General features: G+C 58.2%; 21 protein-coding genes. 9 read left to right on the top strand and 12 right to left on the bottom strand.

Annotation, left to right across the window (positions count from 1 at the left end; all coding sequences use genetic code 11):
- Positions 1–57 precede the first annotated feature (57 nt).
- Positions 58–1596, bottom strand: a complete 1539-nt coding sequence (murJ, locus tag ICA16_RS24860; protein WP_150602196.1) for a murein biosynthesis integral membrane protein MurJ — start codon at positions 1594–1596, stop codon at positions 58–60.
- A gap of 252 nt (positions 1597–1848) precedes the next feature.
- On the opposite strand from murJ, the gene rpsT reads away from it, so the two are divergent.
- Positions 1849–2121: a 30S ribosomal protein S20 gene (gene rpsT, locus ICA16_RS24855; protein WP_003228351.1), complete on the top strand. Its 273-nt coding sequence runs from the start codon at positions 1849–1851 to the stop codon at positions 2119–2121.
- Between the two features lie 181 nt (positions 2122–2302).
- On the opposite strand, the gene ICA16_RS24850 is transcribed toward rpsT, so the two are convergent.
- The 5 genes from ICA16_RS24850 to rplU form a co-directional block, all read right to left on the bottom strand.
- Positions 2303–2770: a CreA family protein gene (locus ICA16_RS24850; RefSeq protein WP_150602195.1), complete on the bottom strand. Its 468-nt coding sequence runs from the start codon at positions 2768–2770 to the stop codon at positions 2303–2305.
- Positions 2771–2780: 10 nt separating this feature from the next.
- Positions 2781–3899, bottom strand: a complete 1119-nt coding sequence (gene proB, locus ICA16_RS24845; RefSeq protein WP_042561149.1) for a glutamate 5-kinase — start codon at positions 3897–3899, stop codon at positions 2781–2783.
- A gap of 123 nt (positions 3900–4022) precedes the next feature.
- Positions 4023–5246, bottom strand: a complete 1224-nt coding sequence (gene cgtA / locus ICA16_RS24840; protein WP_150602194.1) for an Obg family GTPase CgtA — start codon at positions 5244–5246, stop codon at positions 4023–4025.
- Between the two features lie 193 nt (positions 5247–5439).
- A complete protein-coding gene (gene rpmA, locus ICA16_RS24835) occupies positions 5440–5697 on the bottom strand; it encodes a 50S ribosomal protein L27 (protein WP_003176049.1) in 258 nt (85 codons plus the stop codon).
- A gap of 35 nt (positions 5698–5732) precedes the next feature.
- Positions 5733–6047 (bottom strand): 50S ribosomal protein L21, encoded by a 315-nt coding sequence (gene rplU, locus ICA16_RS24830; protein ID WP_003230856.1) that lies wholly within the window; start codon positions 6045–6047, stop codon positions 5733–5735.
- A gap of 240 nt (positions 6048–6287) precedes the next feature.
- On the opposite strand from rplU, the gene ICA16_RS24825 reads away from it, so the two are divergent.
- The 3 genes from ICA16_RS24825 (at position 6288) to ICA16_RS24815 (ending at position 8207) form a co-directional block, all read left to right on the top strand.
- Positions 6288–7256, top strand: a complete 969-nt coding sequence (locus tag ICA16_RS24825) for a polyprenyl synthetase family protein (RefSeq protein ID WP_007909817.1) — start codon at positions 6288–6290, stop codon at positions 7254–7256.
- A gap of 144 nt (positions 7257–7400) precedes the next feature.
- Complete coding sequence (locus tag ICA16_RS24820; protein WP_042561151.1) at positions 7401–7742, top strand: zinc ribbon domain-containing protein YjdM; 342 nt, start codon at positions 7401–7403, stop codon at positions 7740–7742.
- Between the two features lie 207 nt (positions 7743–7949).
- Entirely contained in the window at positions 7950–8207 is a 258-nt protein-coding gene (locus tag ICA16_RS24815; RefSeq protein WP_150602192.1) for a PA4570 family protein, read from the top strand.
- A 132-nt stretch (positions 8208–8339) separates the two neighbouring features.
- Here the strand turns inward: ICA16_RS24815 and ICA16_RS24810 are convergent, their stop codons facing one another.
- The 3 genes from ICA16_RS24810 to ICA16_RS24800 all read right to left on the bottom strand — a co-directional run bounded on the left by ICA16_RS24810 (position 8340) and on the right by ICA16_RS24800 (position 10007).
- The gene (locus ICA16_RS24810) at positions 8340–8957 is read right to left on the bottom strand and encodes a BamJ family beta-barrel-assembly machinery protein (RefSeq protein WP_042561153.1); all 618 of its coding nucleotides are present in this window, start codon (positions 8955–8957) and stop codon (positions 8340–8342) included.
- 123 nt (positions 8958–9080) lie between these two features.
- Positions 9081–9386, bottom strand: a complete 306-nt coding sequence (locus ICA16_RS24805) for a DUF6482 family protein (RefSeq protein WP_150617356.1) — start codon at positions 9384–9386, stop codon at positions 9081–9083.
- A 132-nt stretch (positions 9387–9518) separates the two neighbouring features.
- Positions 9519–10007: a TIGR00645 family protein gene (locus ICA16_RS24800; protein WP_042561155.1), complete on the bottom strand. Its 489-nt coding sequence runs from the start codon at positions 10005–10007 to the stop codon at positions 9519–9521.
- A 163-nt stretch (positions 10008–10170) separates the two neighbouring features.
- Here ICA16_RS24800 and ICA16_RS24795 point away from each other — a divergent pair, with 163 nt between their 5' ends.
- Entirely contained in the window at positions 10171–12000 is a 1830-nt protein-coding gene (locus ICA16_RS24795) for a hypothetical protein (RefSeq protein WP_210701846.1), read from the top strand.
- Between the two features lie 51 nt (positions 12001–12051).
- Here ICA16_RS24795 and ICA16_RS24790 read toward each other — a convergent pair whose 3' ends face one another.
- Positions 12052–12369 (bottom strand): PA4575 family protein, encoded by a 318-nt coding sequence (locus tag ICA16_RS24790; RefSeq protein WP_150602189.1) that lies wholly within the window; start codon positions 12367–12369, stop codon positions 12052–12054.
- A gap of 310 nt (positions 12370–12679) precedes the next feature.
- Positions 12680–15118 carry a Lon protease family protein gene (locus ICA16_RS24785; RefSeq protein ID WP_150602188.1) on the bottom strand — a complete coding sequence of 813 codons (2439 nt, stop codon included), beginning with the start codon at positions 15116–15118 and terminating at the stop codon, positions 12680–12682.
- Between the two features lie 277 nt (positions 15119–15395).
- Between ICA16_RS24785 and ICA16_RS24780 the strand changes: the two genes are divergently transcribed.
- The 4 genes from ICA16_RS24780 (at position 15396) to ICA16_RS24765 (ending at position 19149) form a co-directional block, all read left to right on the top strand.
- A complete protein-coding gene (locus ICA16_RS24780) occupies positions 15396–15884 on the top strand; it encodes a DUF3015 domain-containing protein (RefSeq protein ID WP_150595302.1) in 489 nt (162 codons plus the stop codon).
- A 264-nt stretch (positions 15885–16148) separates the two neighbouring features.
- Positions 16149–18002, top strand: a complete 1854-nt coding sequence (locus tag ICA16_RS24775; RefSeq protein ID WP_210701845.1) for an Lnb N-terminal periplasmic domain-containing protein — start codon at positions 16149–16151, stop codon at positions 18000–18002.
- A 213-nt stretch (positions 18003–18215) separates the two neighbouring features.
- Positions 18216–18572 (top strand): hypothetical protein, encoded by a 357-nt coding sequence (locus ICA16_RS24770; protein WP_210554891.1) that lies wholly within the window; start codon positions 18216–18218, stop codon positions 18570–18572.
- Positions 18573–18642: 70 nt separating this feature from the next.
- On the top strand, positions 18643–19149 hold the full coding sequence (locus ICA16_RS24765; RefSeq protein ID WP_047303327.1) for a GreA/GreB family elongation factor: 507 nt from the start codon (positions 18643–18645) through the stop codon (positions 19147–19149).
- On the opposite strand, the gene gdhA is transcribed toward ICA16_RS24765, so the two are convergent.
- Complete coding sequence (gene gdhA, locus ICA16_RS24760) at positions 19134–20471, bottom strand: NADP-specific glutamate dehydrogenase (RefSeq protein ID WP_210701844.1); 1338 nt, start codon at positions 20469–20471, stop codon at positions 19134–19136. The genes ICA16_RS24765 and gdhA overlap by 16 nt on opposite strands.
- Positions 20472–20631 lie beyond the last annotated feature (160 nt).

The following is a 20631-nucleotide window of genomic DNA, read 5'->3' as shown; positions in this document are numbered from 1 at the left end:
CAAAGTGATCGAGCCGACAAAACTGTCGGCCCGCGCCCATTCATAAAGGGTAAAACCTCAGCTCAAGGCCTTGCGATTGAAGTCGCGCAGACGGAAACCGAGCAGCAGCAACATACCGAAATACGCAACCACGCCCGCCGCCACCAATGCGCCCAGACGCAGGAAGCGCTCAAGCATGTGGCCTTGATCCCACGCCGGCATGAAATGCATGCCGATCAGCAACACAACCGACATCACCGCCACTGCCACGATCAGTTTGAAACCGAACTTAGCCCAACCCGGTTGCGGCTGGTACATCTGCTGTTTGCGCAACTGATAGAACAGCAGCCCGGCGTTGAGGCACGCACCGGCACTGATCGCCAAGGCCAGCCCGGCGTGGGCCAGCGGCCCAATCAATACCAGGTTGAACAACTGAGTGCAGACCAGCGTGAAGATTGCGATTTTTACCGGCGTACGGATGTTCTGTTGCGCATAAAAGCCCGGCGCGAGCACTTTGATCACGATAATCCCGAGCAGACCGACAGAATAGGCAACCAATGCGCGCTGAGTCATTTCAGCATCAAAGCCACTGAATTGACCGTACTGGAACAGCGAGACGGTCAACGGTTCGGCGAGGATCCCTAGCGCCAGCGAGCACGGCAGCACCAGCACAAAACACAGACGCAGGCCCCAGTCGAGAATCCGCGAGTATTCGTGACGATCCTTGCTGGCGTAGGTTTTGGCCAACGTCGGCAGCAGAATCGTGCCCAATGCCACACCCAGCACACCGGATGGCAACTCCATCAAACGGTCGGCGTAATACATCCAGGACACTGAGCCGGCGACCAGAAACGAGGCGAATATGGTGTTGATGATCAGCGAAATCTGGCTGACCGATACGCCAAGGATCGCCGGCAGCATCTGTTTCATCACCCGCCACACGCCGGTATCACGCAGATTCAGGCGCGGCAGCACCAGCATGCCAATCTTTTTCAGGTGCGGCAGTTGAAACAGCAACTGCGCCAGACCACCGACCAATACCGCCCAGCCGAGCGCCATGACCGGCGGATCGAAGTAGGGCGTGAGGAACAGCGAAAACACGATCATGCTGACGTTGAGCAAGGTCGGCACGAACGCAGGCACCGAGAAGCGGTTCCAGGTATTGAGGATCGCACCGGCCAGCGAGGACAGCGAGATCAGCAATATATAGGGGAACGTCACCCGCAAGAGGTCAGAGGTGAGCTGGAATTTTTCCGGGGTATCGGTGAACCCCGGGGCGGTGGCCCAGATGACCCAAGGCGCGGCGATCATGCCCAGCGCCGTAACCAGCGCCAGCACCAGCGTCAGCAAACCCGACACATAGGCGATAAAGGTGCGGGTCGCTTCTTCGCCCTGCTGGCTTTTATATTCCGCAAGAATGGGCACGAACGCTTGGGAAAAAGCCCCTTCGGCGAAGATCCGCCGCAGCAGATTGGGCAATTTGAAGGCGATAAAGAAGGCATCTGTCGCCATTCCGGCGCCGAATATTCGAGCAATCAGCGTATCGCGAACAAACCCGAGAACCCGGGAAATCATCGTGATAGAGCTGACGGCGGCCAACGATTTGAGCAGATTCATTGAAGGAGTTTGTGCCTGTCGATAAACAGCAGGCGAATAAAGCGCCCACTTGTGCGATACTCCGCGCCGCAGCAGCACAGAGCCAAAGCTCGCGAGTTTACAGGTCAAGCGCCGGAAATAAATATCCCGCCTCTTTATACCTACCACTTAGCGGAACGATTCAAGTGCCCTTGACAAGACTTCTCTTCATCGGCATGATTCGCGGCCTATTTTGTTTGCTATTTCCTAAAAAGTCTTTCGAGGAGCTCGACGGTGGCCAACTCACCTTCCGCCAAAAAACGTGCAAAACAGGCTGAGAAGCGTCGCAGCCACAACGCCAGCCTGCGTTCCATGGTTCGTACCTACATCAAGAATGTAGTTAAGGCCATCGACGCAAAAGACGCTGAAAAAGCTCAAGCTGCATACGTTCTGGCTGTGCCAGTTATCGACCGTATGGCCGATAAAGGCATCATCCACAAGAACAAGGCTGCTCGTCATAAGAGCCGTCTGAATGGCCACGTCAAGGCACTGAAAGAAGCTGCCTAAGCGACGTAGTCATTAAAAAACCGACCTTCGGGTCGGTTTTTTATTGCCTGCGATTTGGTGAATTCAACACAAAAAAATGTAGGAGTGAGCCTGCTCGCGATAGCGGTTAGTCAGTCAGTGATTATTTATCTGACAGATTGCTATCGCGAGCAGGCTCACTCCTACAATTGGTTTTGCGCTGTTATTGCTGAACCGGCACCCACGGCAAAATCGGAATGGCCGTCACCGCATTCTGTGGACTGCCCTCGATCACGCGATCGCTATAGACCAGATACACCAGCGTATTGCGTTTCTTGTCGAGGAAACGCACCACCTGCATGGTCTTGAACACCAACGATGTGCGCTCCTTGAACACCTCATCGCCATCCTTCAGCTCGCCCTTGAACTTGATCGGACCGACCTGACGGCAGGCAATCGAGGCTTCGGCGCGATCTTCCGCCAGACCCAGACTGCCCTTTACGCCGCCCGTTTTGGCGCGCGACAGGTAGCAGGTCACACCTTCGACTTTGGGGTCGTCGAACGCCTCGACCACGATCCGGTCGTTTGGACCGACAAATTTGAACACCGTCGACACCTGACCGATTTCCTCGGCCGAGGCCAGCAATGGCAGCGCCATCAACAGACCCAACAATCCTTTTGCTACGCGCATCTAATTTTCCTTAAACCAGAATCAGGTTGTCACGGTGAACCAGTTCCGGTTCAGCCATGTAACCCAGCAAACCGACAATCGCATCCGACGACTGACCGATGATTTTTTGAGCTTCCAGCGCACTGTAGTTGGCCAGGCCACGAGCGATCTCACGACCATCCGGCGCAACGCAAACCACCATTTCACCGCGACGAAAACTGCCCTGCACCAGCTTGACGCCCACCGGCAGCAGGCTCTTGTTACCTTGAGACAGCGCCGACACGGCACCATCATCCAGCACCAAGGTGCCGCGAGTCTGCAGATGCCCGGCCAGCCATTGCTTGCGCGCCGCCAGCATGCCGCGCTCAGGCGACAGCAAGGTGCCGATGCGCTCGCCCGCTTTCAGGCGATCCAGCACACGCTCAAGCCGACCACCCACAATGATGGTGTGCGCACCGGAACGCGCCGCCAACCGTGCTGCGCGCAGTTTGGTCTGCATGCCGCCGCGCCCCAGCGCCCCACCGGTGCCACCCGCCACCGCATCCAGGCTCGGATCATCGGCGCGCGCTTCATAGATCAGCTGGGCTTCTGGATTGTTGCGCGGATCAGCATCGAACATGCCGTCGCGATCCGTCAGGATCACCAGCAGATCAGCCTCAACCAGATTGGCCACCAACGCCGCCAGCGTGTCGTTGTCGCCGAAACGGATTTCGTCGGTCACCACCGTGTCGTTTTCGTTGATCACCGGGATGACTTTCAGCTCGACCAGCGCACGCAGGGTGCTGCGGGCGTTCAGGTAGCGTTTGCGATCGGACAGGTCATCGTGAGTCAGAAGAATCTGCGCGGTGTGCCGGCCATGCTCGGCGAAGCTTGATTCCCAAGCTTGCACCAGACCCATCTGACCAATTGCAGCGGCCGCCTGGAGCTCGTGCATCGCACTGGGTCGTGCGGTCCAGCCCAAGCGACTCATGCCGGCCGCTACCGCCCCGGAGGACACCAGCACCAACTCGACGCCAGCCTCATGCAAGGCCACCATCTGCTCGACCCAGACACTCATTGCCGCGCGATCCAGCCCTTTGCCATCAGCTGTCAGCAAAGCGCTGCCGATCTTCACGACCCAACGCTGCGCACCTGTCACCTTGCTCCGCATCATCTTCAACCTTAGCTTGAGGGCAGCGCGACCCAGCGCCGCCCATGACGTTATTTGTGACTTGCGATTTCCAGATACTAAAACGCCGCTCGATTGAGCGGCGTTCAAGTTTATCGCAACGGATCAGTCACGCACGTAAATGATTTCCGGACCGTCTTCGTCATCCACATCTTCTTCGTCCCAATCATCGTCGCCGATGTCGTGGACCGACTTCACGCCACTGCGACGCAGGGCACGCTTGTCATCCAGCGCCTGCAGTTGCGCGCGCGCCTCGTCTTCGATGCGCTGATCGAGATCAGCCAGCTCTTCCTTGTAGACAGGGTCGTTGGCCAGGCGATCGGCACGATCTTCCATGTAACGCATGATGTCGTGGCACAGACGCTCGGTACCCAGCTTGGAAATGGCCGAGATCACGTAGACCGGACCAGTCCATTCCAGGCGATCAACGATCTCCTTGACGCGCTCTTCATGATCTTCTTCAAGGATCTGGTCGCACTTGTTCAGCACCAGCCAACGATCACGCTCAGCCAGGGACGGGCTGAACTTGATGAGTTCATTGGTGATCACTTCTGCAGCATCCGGAGCGCTGGCATCATCCAGCGGCGCCATGTCGACGAGGTGCAGCAGCAGACGCGTGCGCGCCAAGTGCTTGAGGAAGCGGATACCCAGGCCGGCGCCATCGGAAGCACCTTCGATCAGGCCTGGAATATCGGCAACGACGAAGCTCTTCCAGCGATCGACGCTGACCACACCCAGGTTTGGCACCAGCGTGGTGAACGGGTAATCGGCAACTTTCGGCTTGGCTGCCGAGACCGAACGGATAAAGGTACTTTTACCAGCGTTCGGCAAGCCCAGCAGACCTACGTCGGCGAGCACTTTCATTTCCAGTTTCAGGTCGCGCTGCTCACCCGGTTTACCCGGAGTGGTCTGGCGCGGCGCACGGTTGGTACTGGATTTGAAACGGGTGTTACCCAGACCGTGCCAGCCGCCCTGCACCACCATCAGTTTCTGACCAGCCTTGGTCAGGTCACCGATGACTTCCTGAGTAGCGGAGTCGATCACGGTCGTGCCGACCGGAACGCGCAGAATCAGGTCTTCACCTTTTTTACCGGTGCAGTCGGTGCTGCCGCCGTTGGAACCACGCTCGGCATCGAAGTGCCGGGTGTAACGGTAATCAACCAGGGTGTTGAGGTTTTCGTCGGCCATCATGTAGATGGAACCGCCGTCACCGCCATCACCACCGTTCGGGCCACCGTTCTCGATGAATTTTTCCCGACGGAAACTCATGGCGCCATTGCCGCCATCACCAGCCTTTACTCGAATCGATACTTCATCAACAAACTTCATAACCAACGCCTCTCGCCATACGGACGAGCCGAAAAACAATCAAGACATAAGACTCTTGCAAAAATGAGCGCAGCGACCCCAAAACACGACCTGTATCGCACGCCGACAGCCCATACAAACAGTTTTGCAAGAGACTCACCCCACAAACGAAAAAGCCCCGTCGCAAGACAGGGCTCTTCCAGCGATCTCGCGATTAAGCCGCGACAACGCTCACGTAACGGCGGTTGAACGCGCCTTTTACTTCAAACTTGATCACGCCTTCGATTTTCGCGAAGAGGGTGTGATCTTTACCCATGCCAACGCCGTAACCAGCGTGGAATTGGGTGCCGCGCTGACGCACGATGATGTTGCCCGGAATGATCTTCTGGCCGCCATACATCTTCACGCCAAGGCGTTTGGCTTCTGAGTCGCGACCGTTACGGGTACTACCACCAGCTTTTTTGTGTGCCATGAGTTCAATTCTCCTAGTGAGGAATTAGGCTGAAATTAAGCCTGAATACCGGTGATTTTGATCTCGGTGTACCACTGGCGGTGGCCCATACGCTTCATGTGGTGCTTACGACGACGGAACTTGATGATGCGGATTTTATCGTGACGACCTTGGGAGATCACTTCAGCCACAACAGTAGCGCCAGCAACAACTGGGGCGCCGATGTTTACGTCGTCGCCATTGGCAACCAACAGAACGCGATCAAAGGTAACGGATTCGCCGGTAGCGATTTCCAGTTTTTCGATCTTCAGGTATTCACCTGGGGCGACTTTGTACTGCTTGCCGCCAGTAACGATTACTGCATAAGACATGGTGTTTCTCCGATAATCCTGCTCACCCAGCTCTTTATAAGAAGAGGTATTGGCTGGCATGGCTGCATGGGGCTGGAAGGCCCGCTAGCAATTGCGTAAGGCAGGTGCTGCCCAGGAAGTTCAGGGTGCGCGATTGTACGCAAGCTAACGCAGGCTTGCAAGTAGCCGTCCATCGCGCCTTGACAGGTCTGGACGGGGGTCCTAGCATGCCGCGCAACCCTTCTGGAGCGACTCTCGCTGATGCAACCCCAAGCTTTCTACCGCGCGGTGGCGGACGATTTTAGCGCCGTCGACGGCATCATCAAGAAGCAGCTGACTTCCCGAGTGCCGCTGGTATCGAAAATCGGCGATTACATCACCTCGGCCGGCGGCAAACGCCTGCGTCCTTTATTAGTGTTGCTGTGTGGCAAGGCCTTGGGTCGCGAAGGTGATGACATGCGCCTGCTCGCTGCCACCATCGAATTCCTGCACACCGCGACTTTGCTGCATGACGACGTAGTCGACATGTCCGGCATGCGCCGTGGCCGTTCGACTGCCAACGCCATGTGGGGCAACGCGCCAAGTGTGCTGGTGGGCGATTTCCTGTACTCGCGCTCGTTCGAAATGATGGTCGAACTGGGCTCGATGCCGGTGATGAAGATCCTCTCGCAGGCCACGCGCATCATCGCTGAAGGCGAAGTGCTGCAACTGTCCAAGGTCCGCGACGCCAGCACCACCGAAGAAACCTACATGGAAGTCATCCGCGGCAAGACCGCGATGCTTTTCGAAGCCTCGACCCACAGCGCCGCCGCGCTGGCCGGTGCGACCGCCGAGCAGAGCGAAGCCCTGCGCACCTTTGGCGATCACCTGGGCGTGGCATTCCAGTTGGTCGACGATCTGCTCGACTACAAGGGCGACGCAGAAACCCTGGGCAAGAACGTCGGTGACGATCTGGCCGAAGGCAAGCCGACCCTGCCGCTGATCTACACCATGCGCGAAGGCACGCCTGAACAGGCTGCACTGGTGCGCCAGGCGATCCAGAAAGGCGGGATCGAAGACCTTGAAAGCATCCGCATCGCCGTGGAAGCTTCCGGTTCGCTTGAGTACACCGCGCAACTGGCCCGCGATTACGTGGCCCGCGCGATCAAGTGCCTCGAAGCGCTGCCGGCCAGCGAATACCGTGATGCACTGGTTGAATTGAGTGAGTTTGCGGTCGCCCGTACACACTGAAATCGCTGAAAACAGATCGAAAGATCGCAGCCTTCGGCAGCTCCTACAGAGCTGTTGAGGCTGCGATTTTTTGCTTTTGGCGCCAGCAGCCGAGAAACCCTATACAATGTGCGACTTTTAGCGATCCCCTCTCAAGGAGCCCTAGTGAGCACGTTGCCACCCTGCCCGAAATGCAATTCCGAATACAGCTACGAAGACGGCACTCAACTGGTGTGCCCGGAGTGCGCCCACGAGTGGTCTGCCAATGGCGAAGCCGAAGCAGCCTCCGATGACGCCGTGAAGAAAGATTCGGTCGGCAACGTCCTGCAGGACGGCGACACCATCACCGTGATCAAGGACCTCAAGGTCAAAGGCACGTCGCTGGTAGTCAAGGTCGGCACCAAGGTCAAGAACATCCGCTTGTGCGATGGCGACCACGACATCGACTGCAAGATCGACGGCATCGGCCCGATGAAGCTCAAATCCGAGTTCGTCAGAAAAGTCTGATTCTGCTGTCATCCATCCCGCGCCCGCCGTGGGATGGAGCTCCGCCCTCCCCTGTTTCCCTCAGCACATCCACGCGATAGCCAAGCGCCAGCCGTTTTGACCTTACGCAATCTTTACCCTGAAAAATCTGCAATCCGCCAATAGGCGCTTGCTATTTGATGAATAAGAATTATTCTCATTGAAACCCTTTCAATGGAGATGAGAACCATGACTTATTTGATCGACGCCTGGCTGGATCGCCCACACCCGTACCTCAGAATCCTGCATCGGGAAACCGGGGAAGTCTGTGCGGTGCTTGAAGAAGAAGCCTTGCATGAGCTGCAGGATCAGGGTGATCTGGATGTCAGCAGCCTGAATTCCAGCGAACCGCTGGTGCTCAAGGAGCTGGTGCGCAATCTGTTCCTGTTTTGCTACGCCCGGGCCTTGCGCCCGACCAATGAACTGCATCACAAGATAGAACTATGAGAGTCACGGAAAAAACTGTGGGAGCCAGCTTGCTGGTGATGGCATCAACGCGGTCTTGAACAAAAACCGGTGTCGACCCTATCGCCAGCAGGCTGGCTTCCACATTAGCCTGTCATGCAGACAGGCCAGGTCTTACAGAACGTCCAGCAGCTCGACGTCGAATACCAGAACGCTGTGCGGCGGGATGCTGCCGACGCCTTGAGCGCCGTAAGCCAGTTCGCTCGGCACGTACAGGCGCCATTTGCTGCCGGCATTCATCAGTTGCAGGGCTTCGGTCCAGCCGGCGATTACGCCGCCAACCGGGAATTCTGCTGGCTGGCCACGCTCGTAGGAGCTGTCGAACACAGTGCCGTCGATCAGGGTGCCGTGGTAGTGAGTACGCACTTGATCTTCACGGCTTGGCTTGGCGCCTTCGCCCTGGGTCAGCACTTCGAATTGCAGGCCGGAAGCCAGAGTGGTGATGCCGTCACGCTTGGCGTTTTCAGCCAGGAATGCCAGACCTTCGCCTGCTGCAGCTTCAGCCTTGGCAGCCGCTTCGGCTTGCATGATCTCGCGGATCACTTTGAAGCTGGCGGACATTTCTTCCTGACCTACACGGCTTTCCTTACCGGCGAAAGCGTCGGTCAGACCGGCCAGAATAGCGTCAAGGCTGACACCCGGTGGCGGGTTGTCGCGCAGCTGGTCACCCAGCTGACGGCCGATACCGTAGCTGACGCGAGTTTCGTCGGTGGACAGATTTACTTCGGACATGACACTGCTCCGCTGTGCGGACGGCCAACAGACGTGCCGTGCGTACACAGCGCGTCCCGGCGCGCCCGGAACCAAAAGGGCGAGCAGACTAGCACAGATGCCCTGCCGTTTGGGGCGACGGGGCTACAGCGCGGAACGCCAGGCGAGCGGCACTTTCAGACTTTCCTCGCCACTGGCGCCGAGGCCACACATTTCATCATGTACCGAGGTGTGTACGAGGTTGAACGGCAATACCGGAAAGGTATGCAACACATCACGGGCATGTTCGACCGAGCGTAGCGTCAACATCTGCCCTTGAGGGTTGCTGAGCGGATACGCCGCCCCACGCATACGCGCTTCGAGCAGGTAAATGCCGCCTTCCATGGAGATCAGGTTCAGCTCATCGACCTTGCCGGCGATGGCGTACGCGTTCAACTCTTGCAGGTTCATGAACACACCTCACGCAGTGGCGAGCCAGTAGGTCTACAGGGATATGCCTGCGGGCAAAAAAGCACAAGCCAAAAACGACACCGCCCGTCTGTTTCGCAACAGACGGGCGGGTTTGCAGCGATCAAAGAATGATCAGTGCTTGGTGAGCTTATCCAGGTAACCCATGGCAAATGCCGAAATCACAAACGTCATGTGGATGATCACGTACCACATCAGGTGCTCGGGATCGACGTTCTTGGCGTCCATGAAAATGCGCAGCAAGTGGATCGAGGAAATCGCCACGATCGAAGCCGCCACTTTCATCTTCAGCGACGAGGAGTCCATGGTGCCCAGCCAGCTGAGCTTCTCTTTGCCCTCGTCGATGTCCAGCTGCGAGACGAAATTCTCGTAACCGGAAATCATCACCATCACCAGCAGGCCGCCGACCAGCGCCATGTCGATCAGCGACAGCAGGACCAGAATCAGGTCCGACTCGGCCATCGAGAAGACGTTGGGGAGGATGTGGAAAACTTCCTGGAAAAATTTCAGTGCCAACGCCAGGAGCCCGAGGGACAGCCCGATGTAGATCGGCGCCAGCAGCCAGCGCGTGGCATACATTGCATTTTCGATAAAGCGTTCCATTGAATCTCACACAAGGGGGGTTGTAATGGGGGGCGAGTATACCAGCCCGCTGTGACAGCCAGAAACAGCCTGAAAATCCGCTACCGGCGCACGTGTGCGGCATTTTTTTCTGCTAGTGTCCAAACCATTGACGGCCCAGCGAAAGCGGACAGGAAAAGTGGAAATGGATGTGCGATTGCCGATAACGATTGCCGGAATTTGCTTCACCCTGCTCCTTGGCGGTTGCTCGCAAGGTGACGAAAAGCACACGGTCAGCCTTGAAGAAAAAACCGCAAAATTCGAACAGTCACTGGACGCCATCACCGATCCGAAGCTCAAGGACGCCGTCACCGAACTCGGCGGTTCGCTGCTGTTACTCGAACGCGCGCAGCTCAAGCTCGACAGCAATCCGGCAAAAACCGAATATGGCGAAGACGCCCTTGGCGTGCTCAAGCACTACCCTACCCCGCAGGCGCTGGTCGATACCTTCATCAATGGTCTGTTTGTGCTGCACAAAGATTCCAGCTCCGATTACCTCATCGACTTGCAACCGGTTTTCCCGTTTAACCTGAACATTCCCGGCGGCTTCCTGTTCCCGCATGGCGTGGAGTGGCAATCGGTGACGCTAAGTAACAAGCGCGTCATTGCTTATCAGCCGGAATGGTCGGAAACCGATCCGGGCATTCAGCTCAGCCCATCCAGCTCCAACGTCACCAACCCCGATGACCTGACCGTGACCTACCCGTTCATCGATGGCCTGGACGTCGACAAGAAAAACCTGCCGCAACCGGTGAGCCTGCAAGGCCAGGTCGAAGTCATCGCGCCGCGCCGCCTATACAGTTTCGACCTGACGCAGAAAGATGTCGGCCAGACCCGTACCAACGACAATCTCAGCGTCAAACTGCTCAAGCTTGAAAAGAACTACGCCGAAGTCGAATTCAGCAACAACCTGCCGCTGGCCCCGGAAGTCGCTGACGCCCAGCTCAATCCGCTGATTGTTCAGGCGCGCGACGGCAGTGGTCAATACCTGGTGCGTGCCGGTTCGATCAACGAAAGTCCGGAGCAGGTTACTTTCTACGAAAAACAACTGACGCATCTGCAACAGCAGAAAACCTGGAGCGACGCGCTGGAAAAGCAGCTCAGTGACGACCAACTGGCGTTCGAGCAACAACACCCGCGCCGCTACAACAAGGTCTACTTCAACGGCCCGATCGAGACACTGGAAGTCAGCCTGCTGGATTTTTCCTCGGCAACCGTGACACGCAAGGCACTGGATCTGCCGATTCGCACCTTCAACCCGCACACCGTGGAAAAAACTGTCCAGCCATTGGACTTGCCGATTGTGGTGTATGACGATCTGGCCGCGAACTGGCTCAAAGGCGCGAGCCTGACCGAGGATCAGTTGAAGGCCGGTATCCGTATTCAACAATCGGTGGAGGACTCGAGCGCTGCGCGCATCGAGTTTTCTCACCGCCGCACCTTCAACGACGAACTGCTCGGTGACGACTTCAACCCCGGGGTCAGCCCGGTGACGTTCTTCACCGAAAAGCGCAGCGGCAAACTCGATGAACCGATCGAGCTACCGCCCGAGGCTTATCAGGTCGATCCACTGAACGCGACGATCACCTACGATTTGAACCTGTTTCCGGATACGCCGGCGATTGCCGTCGGCTCAATGCCGCTGTTTCTCGCATCGGTCGAGAAAAAAACCTATGACGCCAAGTCTTTGCCCAAAGGTCTGGAGATCAGGAACAACACGCTGGTGGTCGACTTGAAGCTGTTCCGAGCCGATGAATGGCGATTCTTCGTCAAGGACGACAGCGGCAAATACCTCAAGCAGATTCTCTCGGTCAGCCACGATGCGAGCGCAGAAGGCCCGGCGCTGTCTGGCGTGCACTACTTCTATGGCCGTCCAACCCACGTGGAAACCTATCAGCGAACCAACCTCGCCACCGTGCAATATGGTTTTGAGGTCAAACTCGACAAGGCGCAAGTAGCTGAGACTGCTCCTTGAAAAGCAAAGTCAAAAGATCGCAGCCTGCGGCAGCTCCTACAGGGGCGCGTGTCAGTTGAGGCTGCGGCCACGCCCGCCGTTGATCTGCCGAAGCTGGGCTTGCAGGTGCAGGCTCCAGATCTGCGGGTCGTCGGCCAGCTCATAGCCGTGCAACGTCAGACTTTCAACGATGGTGTCGAGAATCGACTCAGCGGCAATCGGGCCGTGGAACGGACCCTGGGCTTTGATGGCGGAAGGTTGTTCGCCGGCCATGCCGGCAGCGAAGAGCAGTGTCCACATGCCGTTATCGCCGGCCAACGGTTTGATGGCGCATTCGATACGGGTCACGAGACCCAGACATTGACGGGTGAGGCAGAGGTTGCGCGACATGGCGGCGACCCTCGGTAAAGCCGGTATTCAGCCCTCTCGGGAGGACTGGCTCGATCCAGTGATACTGTCGATATCCTTGAGCTGAGAATAGAAGAAAAGTCCGCCGGGCAAGCTTTATGAAACCAGAATGCGCCGAATGGTCATTGTGTGAATATTGGCGTCAGAGTTGTGGCGATTTCCCTGAAGATCGACACAAAACAAATGTAGGAGTGAGCCTGCTCGCGATGGCGGTGTGTCAGGCAACATTTTTGTCGACTGACACACCGCTATCGCGAGCAGGCTCACTCCTACAGTTTGACCGCGTTGGGCGTTAAGCCGGTTTGGCTTCTACCAACGCCTCCTGCGCCAACTCCTTCTCGGCTTCTTTCAGATCTTCTTCGCTGATCATCTCGGCAATATCGCGCAGGCGTTCAACCACTCGCGCATTGATGCTGCCCTCCGGGAATTCACCATCGGCATTCGGCTCACCGGCCGGCTCACCGGCCAGCAGGCTCAGCGCTTCGTCGGCCTGACGCACCGCGTACACGTGGAATTGCCCTGCGCGCACTGCCGCCAGCACTTTCTCATCAAGCATCAACGTCGCGACGTTGGCCTGCGGGATGATCGCGCCTTGCTCGCCGGTCAGGCCGCGTGCTTCGCAGAGGCGGAAGAAGCCTTCGATCTTCTCGTTGACCCCGCCCACCGCCTGCACTTCACCGAACTGGTTGATCGAACCGGTGATCGCGAAGCATTGCTTGAGCGGGGTTTTCGACAACGCCGAAATCAGCGTGCACGCCTCGCCCAGCGACGCACTGTCGCCGTCGACGTAACCGTAGGATTGCTCCAGTGCGATGCTCGCGGAAATCGCCAGCGGGAATTCCTGGGCGTAACGGCTGCCCAGATACCCGGTGAGGATCATCACGCCTTTGGAGTGGATCGGCTGGCCAAGATTGACCTCACGCTCGATGTCGACGATACCGCTGCCGCCCGGGTACACCGTGGCGGAAATCCGCGCCGGCACACCGAACGCCGAGTCACCGACTTCAAGCACGGTCAGCCCGTTGCACTTGCCGACCGCCGCGCCATCGGTGTCGATCAGGATGATCCCGGCGAGCATGTCATCGAGAATCCGCGCCGACACACGTCCGGTGCGAGTGGCCTTGGCTTTCAGGGCTCGCTCGATGTGACCGGCATCGGTCATCTCATCGCCGGCCAGATGCCGGATGAAATCCGCCTCGCTGACCAGCTGGAAAAGATCACCGATGCGCGCCGACAAACGTCCTTGATGTTCGGCCAGGCGTGCGCTGTAAGTCGCCAGACGCGCGACCGCATCGGCCGTCAGCGGTGCCATGCCCTCTTCCGAAGTACGGGTTTTCAGGAGCTGGGCAAATTGCTCCAGGCTCTCGTCGACCATCGGGATGTCTTCGTCGAAGTCGACCAGAACGCGGAACATCTCCTGGAAGTCCGGATCAAGGTCCTGCAGCGTGTAGTACAGCGACCGCGCGCCGATGATGATGACTTTGACCTGCAACGGAATGTGCTGCGGGTTGAGGGTCACGGTGGCGAAGCGGCCCATCTCGCCCAGCGGCGATTCCATTTTCAGCTTGCGCGATTGCAGGGCGCGCTTGAGCGCATCCCATACGAACGGCTCGCTGAGCATTTTTTCCGCTTCAAGAATCAGGAAACCACCGTTGGCGCGGTGCAAGGCACCCGGACGCAACTGGCGATAGGTGGTGTAAAGCGCGCCCTGATCGGTGGTGTATTCAATGCGACCGAACAGATTTTCGTACGTCGGGTGCGGCTCGAAAACCACGGGCGCGCCACCGCTGGACGGATGACCGACCACCAGACTCGGCGCGTATTGCTCTTCCAGCAGTTTGCGGGCGACGGCGTCGGTCTTGCTGTCGTCGACCAGTTGCTCGACCACGGTTTTCAGCAGGTACACCTGCATCGCTTGCAGGTAACCGCAGACCGCTGCGTTCTCCGCATACTTCTCGGACAACGGCGACAGCAATGGCTGCAAGGCCAGGGTGATGGTTTCTTCATTGAGCGAACGCAGTTGATTGTTCGACTCACGCTTCCACTGCGGCAGGCTGGCGAGTTCTTCGTTCAGGCGTTCTTCGAGACCGGAAATGTCTTCGTGAAAACGCTCGCGATCGGCTTCCGGCAACTGGGCGAATTCAGCTTCATCCAGCGCCTTGCCGTCGAGCATCGGCGTGAACGCGATGTTGCTGCTGTCGCGATACAGGGCAACGTCTTTTTCCAGGGCCAGGCGCTCGATGATGTCGAGGGCCTTGTCGTAGCGCTGGTTGAAGGCGCGGTCGATGGCGCTTTTCTTTTGCTGGTAGGACGGGTGTTCGAAGACCGCCGGAAAAGTCGCCAGCAGATTATCGATCAAGCCGTTGATGTCACCGATGAACGCGCCGGCCGTGCCCGATGGCAACTCCAGTGCGCGCGGTTCGCGCGGTTCATCGAAATTATTCACGTAGACCCAGTCTGCCGGGGTCTGCAGGCGTTTGCCTTCGGCTTTCAGGTAGCGTTTGACGAACGAGAAGCGACCGGTGCCGGGCTCGCCCATGACAAAAACGTTGTAACCGGGGCGTGGCATGGCCACACCGAACTGCAAGGCTTCGACCGCACGTTCCTGGCCGAGCACACCGCGAAAGGGCTCCAGATCATTGGTGGTAGTGAAGCTGAACTGTTCAGCGGAAAACGGACGGGTCAGCGCTTCGGGCGCTAGACGCAAGCTGGCAGCAACAGGATCAGGCATCGGGCTTCCTTAACAATCAGGCGGGGCAGATAGCGGCATTCTGGCGCTGCCCGTACCCCACTGGCAAGGCGCGCCATGTGACAAAGCATAGACAAACGCCCGGCCCGTGACCCGCGCCCTTGAAACCGGGGTTTATTCCAAATATTTTGCAAAAACTCACGGAACCCCAGGAACGTGCCTAAACTCCAAACTGCGCGGCTGGAACTAATACCGGCCCACTGGCACCGTAAGGCGCCAGAACCCTGTCCATTGGTATGCACATAAAGAGATAAAAGCTATGAAACGGATTCTTCTCGGTACTCTCTTCACCGCTGTATCCATCAACGCAATGGCGCAAGCTCCAGGCGGCCCGGATTGCGGTTGGGGCAACATGCTGTTCGAAGGTCAGCGTGGCACCCCGGCTCACTTCCTGGCATCCACCACCAACGGCACTTCCGGTAACGCCACGTTTGGTATGACCTCCGGCACCAACGGTTGCTCGACCAACGCGTCGCTGACCTATGGCGGCAAATCCTGGTTTGCCATGAATGGCATGATGAACGAGCTGTCTGAAGACATGGCCAAGGGCAACGGCGAAGCGCTGACGACCTATGCCGTGGTACTGGGCGTGGCGCCGGAAGACCGTGCGCACTTCGCTGCTGTGACTCACGAGCACTTCCAGCAGATCTTCAGCAAGGCTGACGTGACCGCTGAAGACGTGCATACCAACACCCTGTCCGTGCTGAAATCAGACGCACGTCTGGCCAAGTACGCAACGCAGGCTTAAGCTCGACCCCGCCCGCTTCCTTCGGGGAGCGGGTTTTATTTTGAGTGCCGTCAGTCAATTGTGACGCTGAACCTGTGGCGAGGGGATTTATCCCCGTTCGGCTGCGAAGCAGTCGTGGAACCTGTGCATGCGGTGTATCTGATGCATTGGGGATACAGGTTCTGGGGCCGCTTCGCAGCCCAACGGGGATAAATCCCCTCGCCACAGGGTGAGTGATCACACCCCGATCCGGGTTTTATTTTCTTTCGACTTAAGTTGCCACTTATGCTCAAACGCCTTGCCTGGCTGGCGCTCTGTGTCTGCGCCCCGCTGTCCGCCGCGCCAAACATCGATCCTCAACGTTTGCAGCAACTGGCCAACGACCGCTTCTGGATTTCCCTCGGTCATTACGAAACCGCCAAACTCGGTGGCTGGCGCAGCTATGTCAGCGACAGGAAATTCTTTCTCGCGCCCGATGGCAATGAACACCCCGACCGTGAGCTGGCCGCCACCGTGCAGGCGTTGTACGCCCCGGCCAGTCTTGGTGAGCAGCACGCACAATGCGTCTATCCGGCCCGCACCCGCTGGTTGAAAGCACAGCTCAACCTGACCGATCTGCCGACGCCGGCGTGCGCCGAATACAAAAAGTGGTTCAAGGACGTTTCGCCGCACAGCGCGGTGATGATCTTCCCGGCGGCGTATCTCAACAGCCCGTCGTCGATGTTCGGCCACACCTTGCTGCGCATCGATCAGGCGGACGTGCAAAGCGACAAGACCTCGCTGCTCAGTTACGCGATCAACTTCGGCGCCTACATCGAAGGTTCGGACAACAGCATTCTCTACGCCTGGAAAGGTTTGATGGGCGGCTATCCGGGGCTGTTTGCGCTGGTGCCGTATCAGGAAAAACTCTCCGAATACCGCAGCCTGGAAAACCGCGATCTGTGGGAGTACCGGCTCAACCTGACGCAAGAAGAAACCGCGCGCATGGTCGAGCATGTGTGGGAGTTGAAGCAGATCCAGTTCGACTACTTCTTCTTCGACGAAAACTGCTCCTACCGTCTGCTCGAACTGCTGCAAGTGGCCCGGCCGAGCCTGCGCCTGACCGAACAATTCCCGCTGACTGCAATCCCTACCGACACGGTCAAAGCCGTTAAAGAAGCGGGTCTGGTGGAAAGCATCGAATACCGCCCGTCCCGTGAACGCGAATTGCTCAGCCGCGCCGAACCGTTGACTGACGAAGAACAGCAATGGGTGCTGCAAGTCAGCGCCGATCAACAGGTGTTGCAAGCGCCCACTTTCAAGGCCCTGCCCCGCGCCCGGCAAGCGCTGATCATCGACGCCGCGTATCGGCTGGAGCGCTACCGCGCCAACGGCCAGGAACGTGATCCGCAACGGGCGCAGCGCAGCTTTGAACTGCTGCGGGCGATCAACAAAAACCCGGCGCCGGAGCTGGAGATCCCTCGTCCTGGCTTGCCGGAGGATGGCCACGAATCGCGCACCTGGCAGGCCGGGCTCGGTACTCGCGGCGACCGTGCGTTCGCCGAGTACGGCTTGCGCATGGCGTATCACGACCTCAACGACAACGCCGAGAGCTTCCCGCTCGGTGCGCAAATCGAAATCCTGCAGATGAAGCTGCGCCAGTACGAAGGCAATCACTGGCAGTTCCAGCAACTGGATCTGGCGACCATTCGCTCGCTGACACCGCGTAACGAGTTGCTGCAGCCATTGTCGTGGCAAGTGACTGGCGGGCTTGAGCGCGTGCCGGGCAAGCACGATGACGAAACCCTGGTCAGCCACGTCAATGGCGGCGGTGGCGGTACGTGGCAATTGGGTGAAGACGTGCTTGGTTTTGCCCTCGGCACGGTGCGTGTCGAACACAACAATGACTTCGCCGAGTTCGTTTCTCCTGCTGGCGGTTTCAATACCGGCGTGCTGTGGAAAAACCCGCTGGGCAATCTCAGCCTCGAAGCCAAGGGTGATTATTTCTTCAATGGCGAAGTGCGCCGTAGCCTGAGCCTGAATCAGCAGTGGGAGTTGTCACGCAATCTCGGTCTGCGCCTGAGTGCGCAGCGGGAGTTCAGTCATGTGGCGACGCCTGAAACTGAAGTGATGCTTGAGGTGAAGTGGTATCACTACTGATCCTGAACACATCCCCCCTGTAGGAGTGAGCCTGCTCGCGATAGCGGTAGTTCAGTCAAAGCAACAGTGACTGACCCACCGCTATCGCGAGCAGGCTCACTCCTACAAGGGAAATGCGCTGCTCAACGAATTACTCACATGCCTTTCACCAACGCCCGACGAATCCCCTTCTAGACTTTCCCCATAAGCGGTGTGACGGCTCGGGAGAGTGCGATGTGGCGGTGTGCGGTTTCGCTGGGTGTTTTGCTATTGCTGAGCGGTTGCCAGACCACTCACGAAGATCTGATCGCCAAGGGTTATCCACCGGCCTTTGCCGACGGTTTTGATGACGGTTGTGTCAGCGGCCGACAGGCCGCCGGATCGATCAGCGGCGAGTTTCGCAAGAATGTGCCGCGCTATCTCAAGGACAAGCAATACGCCGAGGGCTGGACCGACGGCTTTCGCCAGTGTCAGGCGATGCTGGAAAACAAGGATCGCAACGACTATCGCAACGAGCACTGGGACGAGCGCGAGCGTGCCTGGCAGCAGCAGAAGGATCAGGGCGCCGCGCGGGCCTATCGCTCGCAATAGGTCGTTGGCAGACATCCGATGAAACCAAATGCCTGCAAGCATGGCCCAACCCATTAACGGGGAGGACACCATGAGCCGTGCTTTCGTCAACGAAGACAACGCCGCCGCGCAAGCCGATCAGCCAGTCGAACGGCAGGTCAGCGCGCAGCCCAATTACGTCACACAGCAAGGTCTGCAACAGTTGCAGGCGAAAGTCGCCGAGCTACAAGCCTTGCACGCCGAGCAAACGGCAAAAGGTGAACAGGCTGACAAACAACGCCAGGCCGATCTCGAACGAGATTTGCGTTACTTCAATCAGCGCCTCGGCAGCGCACAAGTCGCCGTCGCCGCGACGTCTACCGACAAAGTGCAAATCGGCAGTTGGGTAACCTACGCCGACGAACACGACACCGAACGCCGCGTGCAACTGGTCGGTGAAGATCAGGCCGACGCAGCCAAAGGCCTGATCAATTGGGGCTCACCGCTGGGCCGGGCCCTGCTTGGAGCCCGGCTCAACGACGAGGTGCTATGGCAGCGCCCCGCCGGCGATCAAATGATTGAAGTGATTCGCATCGAACCGAATCAGACCACACCCTGAGCCAGCATCGCATCCGCGACTTTGACGAAGCCGGCGATGTTCGCGCCTTTGACGTAGTTGATCTGCCCGTTCTCTTCGCCGTAATGCACACAGGCGTGGTGGATCGACTGCATGATCGCGTGCAACTTGCTGTCCACCTCGCCCGCCGTCCACAACAGGCGCATGGCGTTCTGCGACATTTCCAGACCGCTGACGGCCACGCCGCCCGCATTGGATGCCTTGCCCGGCGCGAACAGAATCCCCGCCTCGATGAAGATATCCACAGCCTCCAGTGTGGTCGGCATGTTTGCGCCTTCGGCCACGCACACGCAGCCGTTGCGCAGCAGCAGGCGGGCGGATTCGGCGTCGAGTTCGTTTTGCGTGGCGCACGGTAGCGCTATGTCGCAGGCCAGCGACCACGGCAACTGACCGGCGCGGAACTCCAGGTTGTAGGCTGCCGCCAATTCGCTGATCCGTCCGCGTTTGACGTTTTTCAGTTCCAGCAGCGCCAGCCACTGTTCTTCGCTCAACCCGGTTTCGCAATACAACGTGCCTTCGGAGTCGGACAGGGAAATCACCTTGCCGCCCAGATCCATGACCTTGCGCGCGGCGTATTGCGCAACGTTGCCGGAACCGGAGATCGCCACGCGTTTGCCTTCAACGGTCTGCTCGCGACGCTTGAGCATCTCTTCAGCGAAATACACGCAGCCAAAACCGGTGGCTTCCGGGCGAATCAGGCTGCCGCCGTACGTCATGCCCTTACCGGTCAGCACGCTGGTGAACTGGTTGCTCAGGCGCTTGTACTGACCGAACAGGAATCCGATCTCCCGCGCACCGACGCCGATGTCGCCGGCCGGCACGTCAACGTCGGCGCCGATATGGCGATACAACTCGCTCATGAACGCCTGGCAGAACCGCATGACTTCGGCGTCGCTCTTGCCCTTCGGATCGAAGTCCGAACCGCCCTTGCCGCCGCCCATTGGCAACGAGGTGAGCGAGTTTTTGAAAGTCTGCTCGAAGGCGAGGAATTTCAGCACGCCCATGTTCACCGAAGGATGGAAGCGCAAGCCGCCCTTGTACGGGCCGATTGCGCTGTTCATCTGGATGCGGAAACCACGATTGACCTGGACCTTGCCCTGATCGTCGACCCACGACACGCGAAACACCACCGCCCGCTCCGGCTCACAGATGCGCTCCAGAATCCCCGTGGTCAGGTAATGCGGATTGGCCTCAAGAAACGGCCACAGACTGCGCAGGACTTCTTCGACAGCCTGGTGGAATTCGGGTTGATCCGGGTCGCGTTGTTTCAGGCGTGCGAGGAAGGATTCGACGGATTCGATCATGGGAAAAGTCTCGGCAAATTTATTGTCGTTGGAAGAGATTGGGCCGGACTGTAGCAAACGAATTGCGCACAGGAACAGCGCAAAATGTCGCAGATATGAAATTAAATGGTGCACAGGATATAAATCAGACTGTTTTTTGGCCTGTTACGCACCCGAATGG

The organism is Pseudomonas anatoliensis (assembly GCF_017976235.1).
Taxonomy (GTDB): domain Bacteria; phylum Pseudomonadota; class Gammaproteobacteria; order Pseudomonadales; family Pseudomonadaceae; genus Aquipseudomonas; species Aquipseudomonas anatoliensis.
This window is presented reverse-complemented; position numbering and strand designations above follow the sequence as displayed.

Bases quoted from the DNA above. Each gene is read 5' to 3' on its own strand.
- murJ (WP_150602196.1), bottom strand. From the start codon at position 1,596: ATGAATCTGCTCAAATCGTTGGCCGCCGTCAGCTCTATCACGATGATT.
- ICA16_RS24850 (WP_150602195.1), bottom strand. From the start codon at position 2,770: ATGCGCGTAGCAAAAGGATTGTTGGGTCTGTTGATGGCGCTGCCATTG.
- proB (WP_042561149.1), bottom strand. From the start codon at position 3,899: ATGCGGAGCAAGGTGACAGGTGCGCAGCGTTGGGTCGTGAAGATCGGC.
- cgtA (WP_150602194.1), bottom strand. From the start codon at position 5,246: ATGAAGTTTGTTGATGAAGTATCGATTCGAGTAAAGGCTGGTGATGGC.
- rpmA (WP_003176049.1), bottom strand. From the start codon at position 5,697: ATGGCACACAAAAAAGCTGGTGGTAGTACCCGTAACGGTCGCGACTCA.
- rplU (WP_003230856.1), bottom strand. From the start codon at position 6,047: ATGTCTTATGCAGTAATCGTTACTGGCGGCAAGCAGTACAAAGTCGCC.
- ICA16_RS24825 (WP_007909817.1), top strand. From the start codon at position 6,288: ATGCAACCCCAAGCTTTCTACCGCGCGGTGGCGGACGATTTTAGCGCC.
- ICA16_RS24815 (WP_150602192.1), top strand. From the start codon at position 7,950: ATGACTTATTTGATCGACGCCTGGCTGGATCGCCCACACCCGTACCTC.
- ICA16_RS24810 (WP_042561153.1), bottom strand. From the start codon at position 8,957: ATGTCCGAAGTAAATCTGTCCACCGACGAAACTCGCGTCAGCTACGGT.
- ICA16_RS24805 (WP_150617356.1), bottom strand. From the start codon at position 9,386: ATGAACCTGCAAGAGTTGAACGCGTACGCCATCGCCGGCAAGGTCGAT.
- ICA16_RS24800 (WP_042561155.1), bottom strand. From the start codon at position 10,007: ATGGAACGCTTTATCGAAAATGCAATGTATGCCACGCGCTGGCTGCTG.
- ICA16_RS24795 (WP_210701846.1), top strand. From the start codon at position 10,171: ATGGATGTGCGATTGCCGATAACGATTGCCGGAATTTGCTTCACCCTG.
- ICA16_RS24790 (WP_150602189.1), bottom strand. From the start codon at position 12,369: ATGTCGCGCAACCTCTGCCTCACCCGTCAATGTCTGGGTCTCGTGACC.
- ICA16_RS24785 (WP_150602188.1), bottom strand. From the start codon at position 15,118: ATGCCTGATCCTGTTGCTGCCAGCTTGCGTCTAGCGCCCGAAGCGCTG.
- ICA16_RS24780 (WP_150595302.1), top strand. From the start codon at position 15,396: ATGAAACGGATTCTTCTCGGTACTCTCTTCACCGCTGTATCCATCAAC.
- ICA16_RS24775 (WP_210701845.1), top strand. From the start codon at position 16,149: ATGCTCAAACGCCTTGCCTGGCTGGCGCTCTGTGTCTGCGCCCCGCTG.
- ICA16_RS24770 (WP_210554891.1), top strand. From the start codon at position 18,216: ATGTGGCGGTGTGCGGTTTCGCTGGGTGTTTTGCTATTGCTGAGCGGT.
- ICA16_RS24765 (WP_047303327.1), top strand. From the start codon at position 18,643: ATGAGCCGTGCTTTCGTCAACGAAGACAACGCCGCCGCGCAAGCCGAT.
- gdhA (WP_210701844.1), bottom strand. From the start codon at position 20,471: ATGATCGAATCCGTCGAATCCTTCCTCGCACGCCTGAAACAACGCGAC.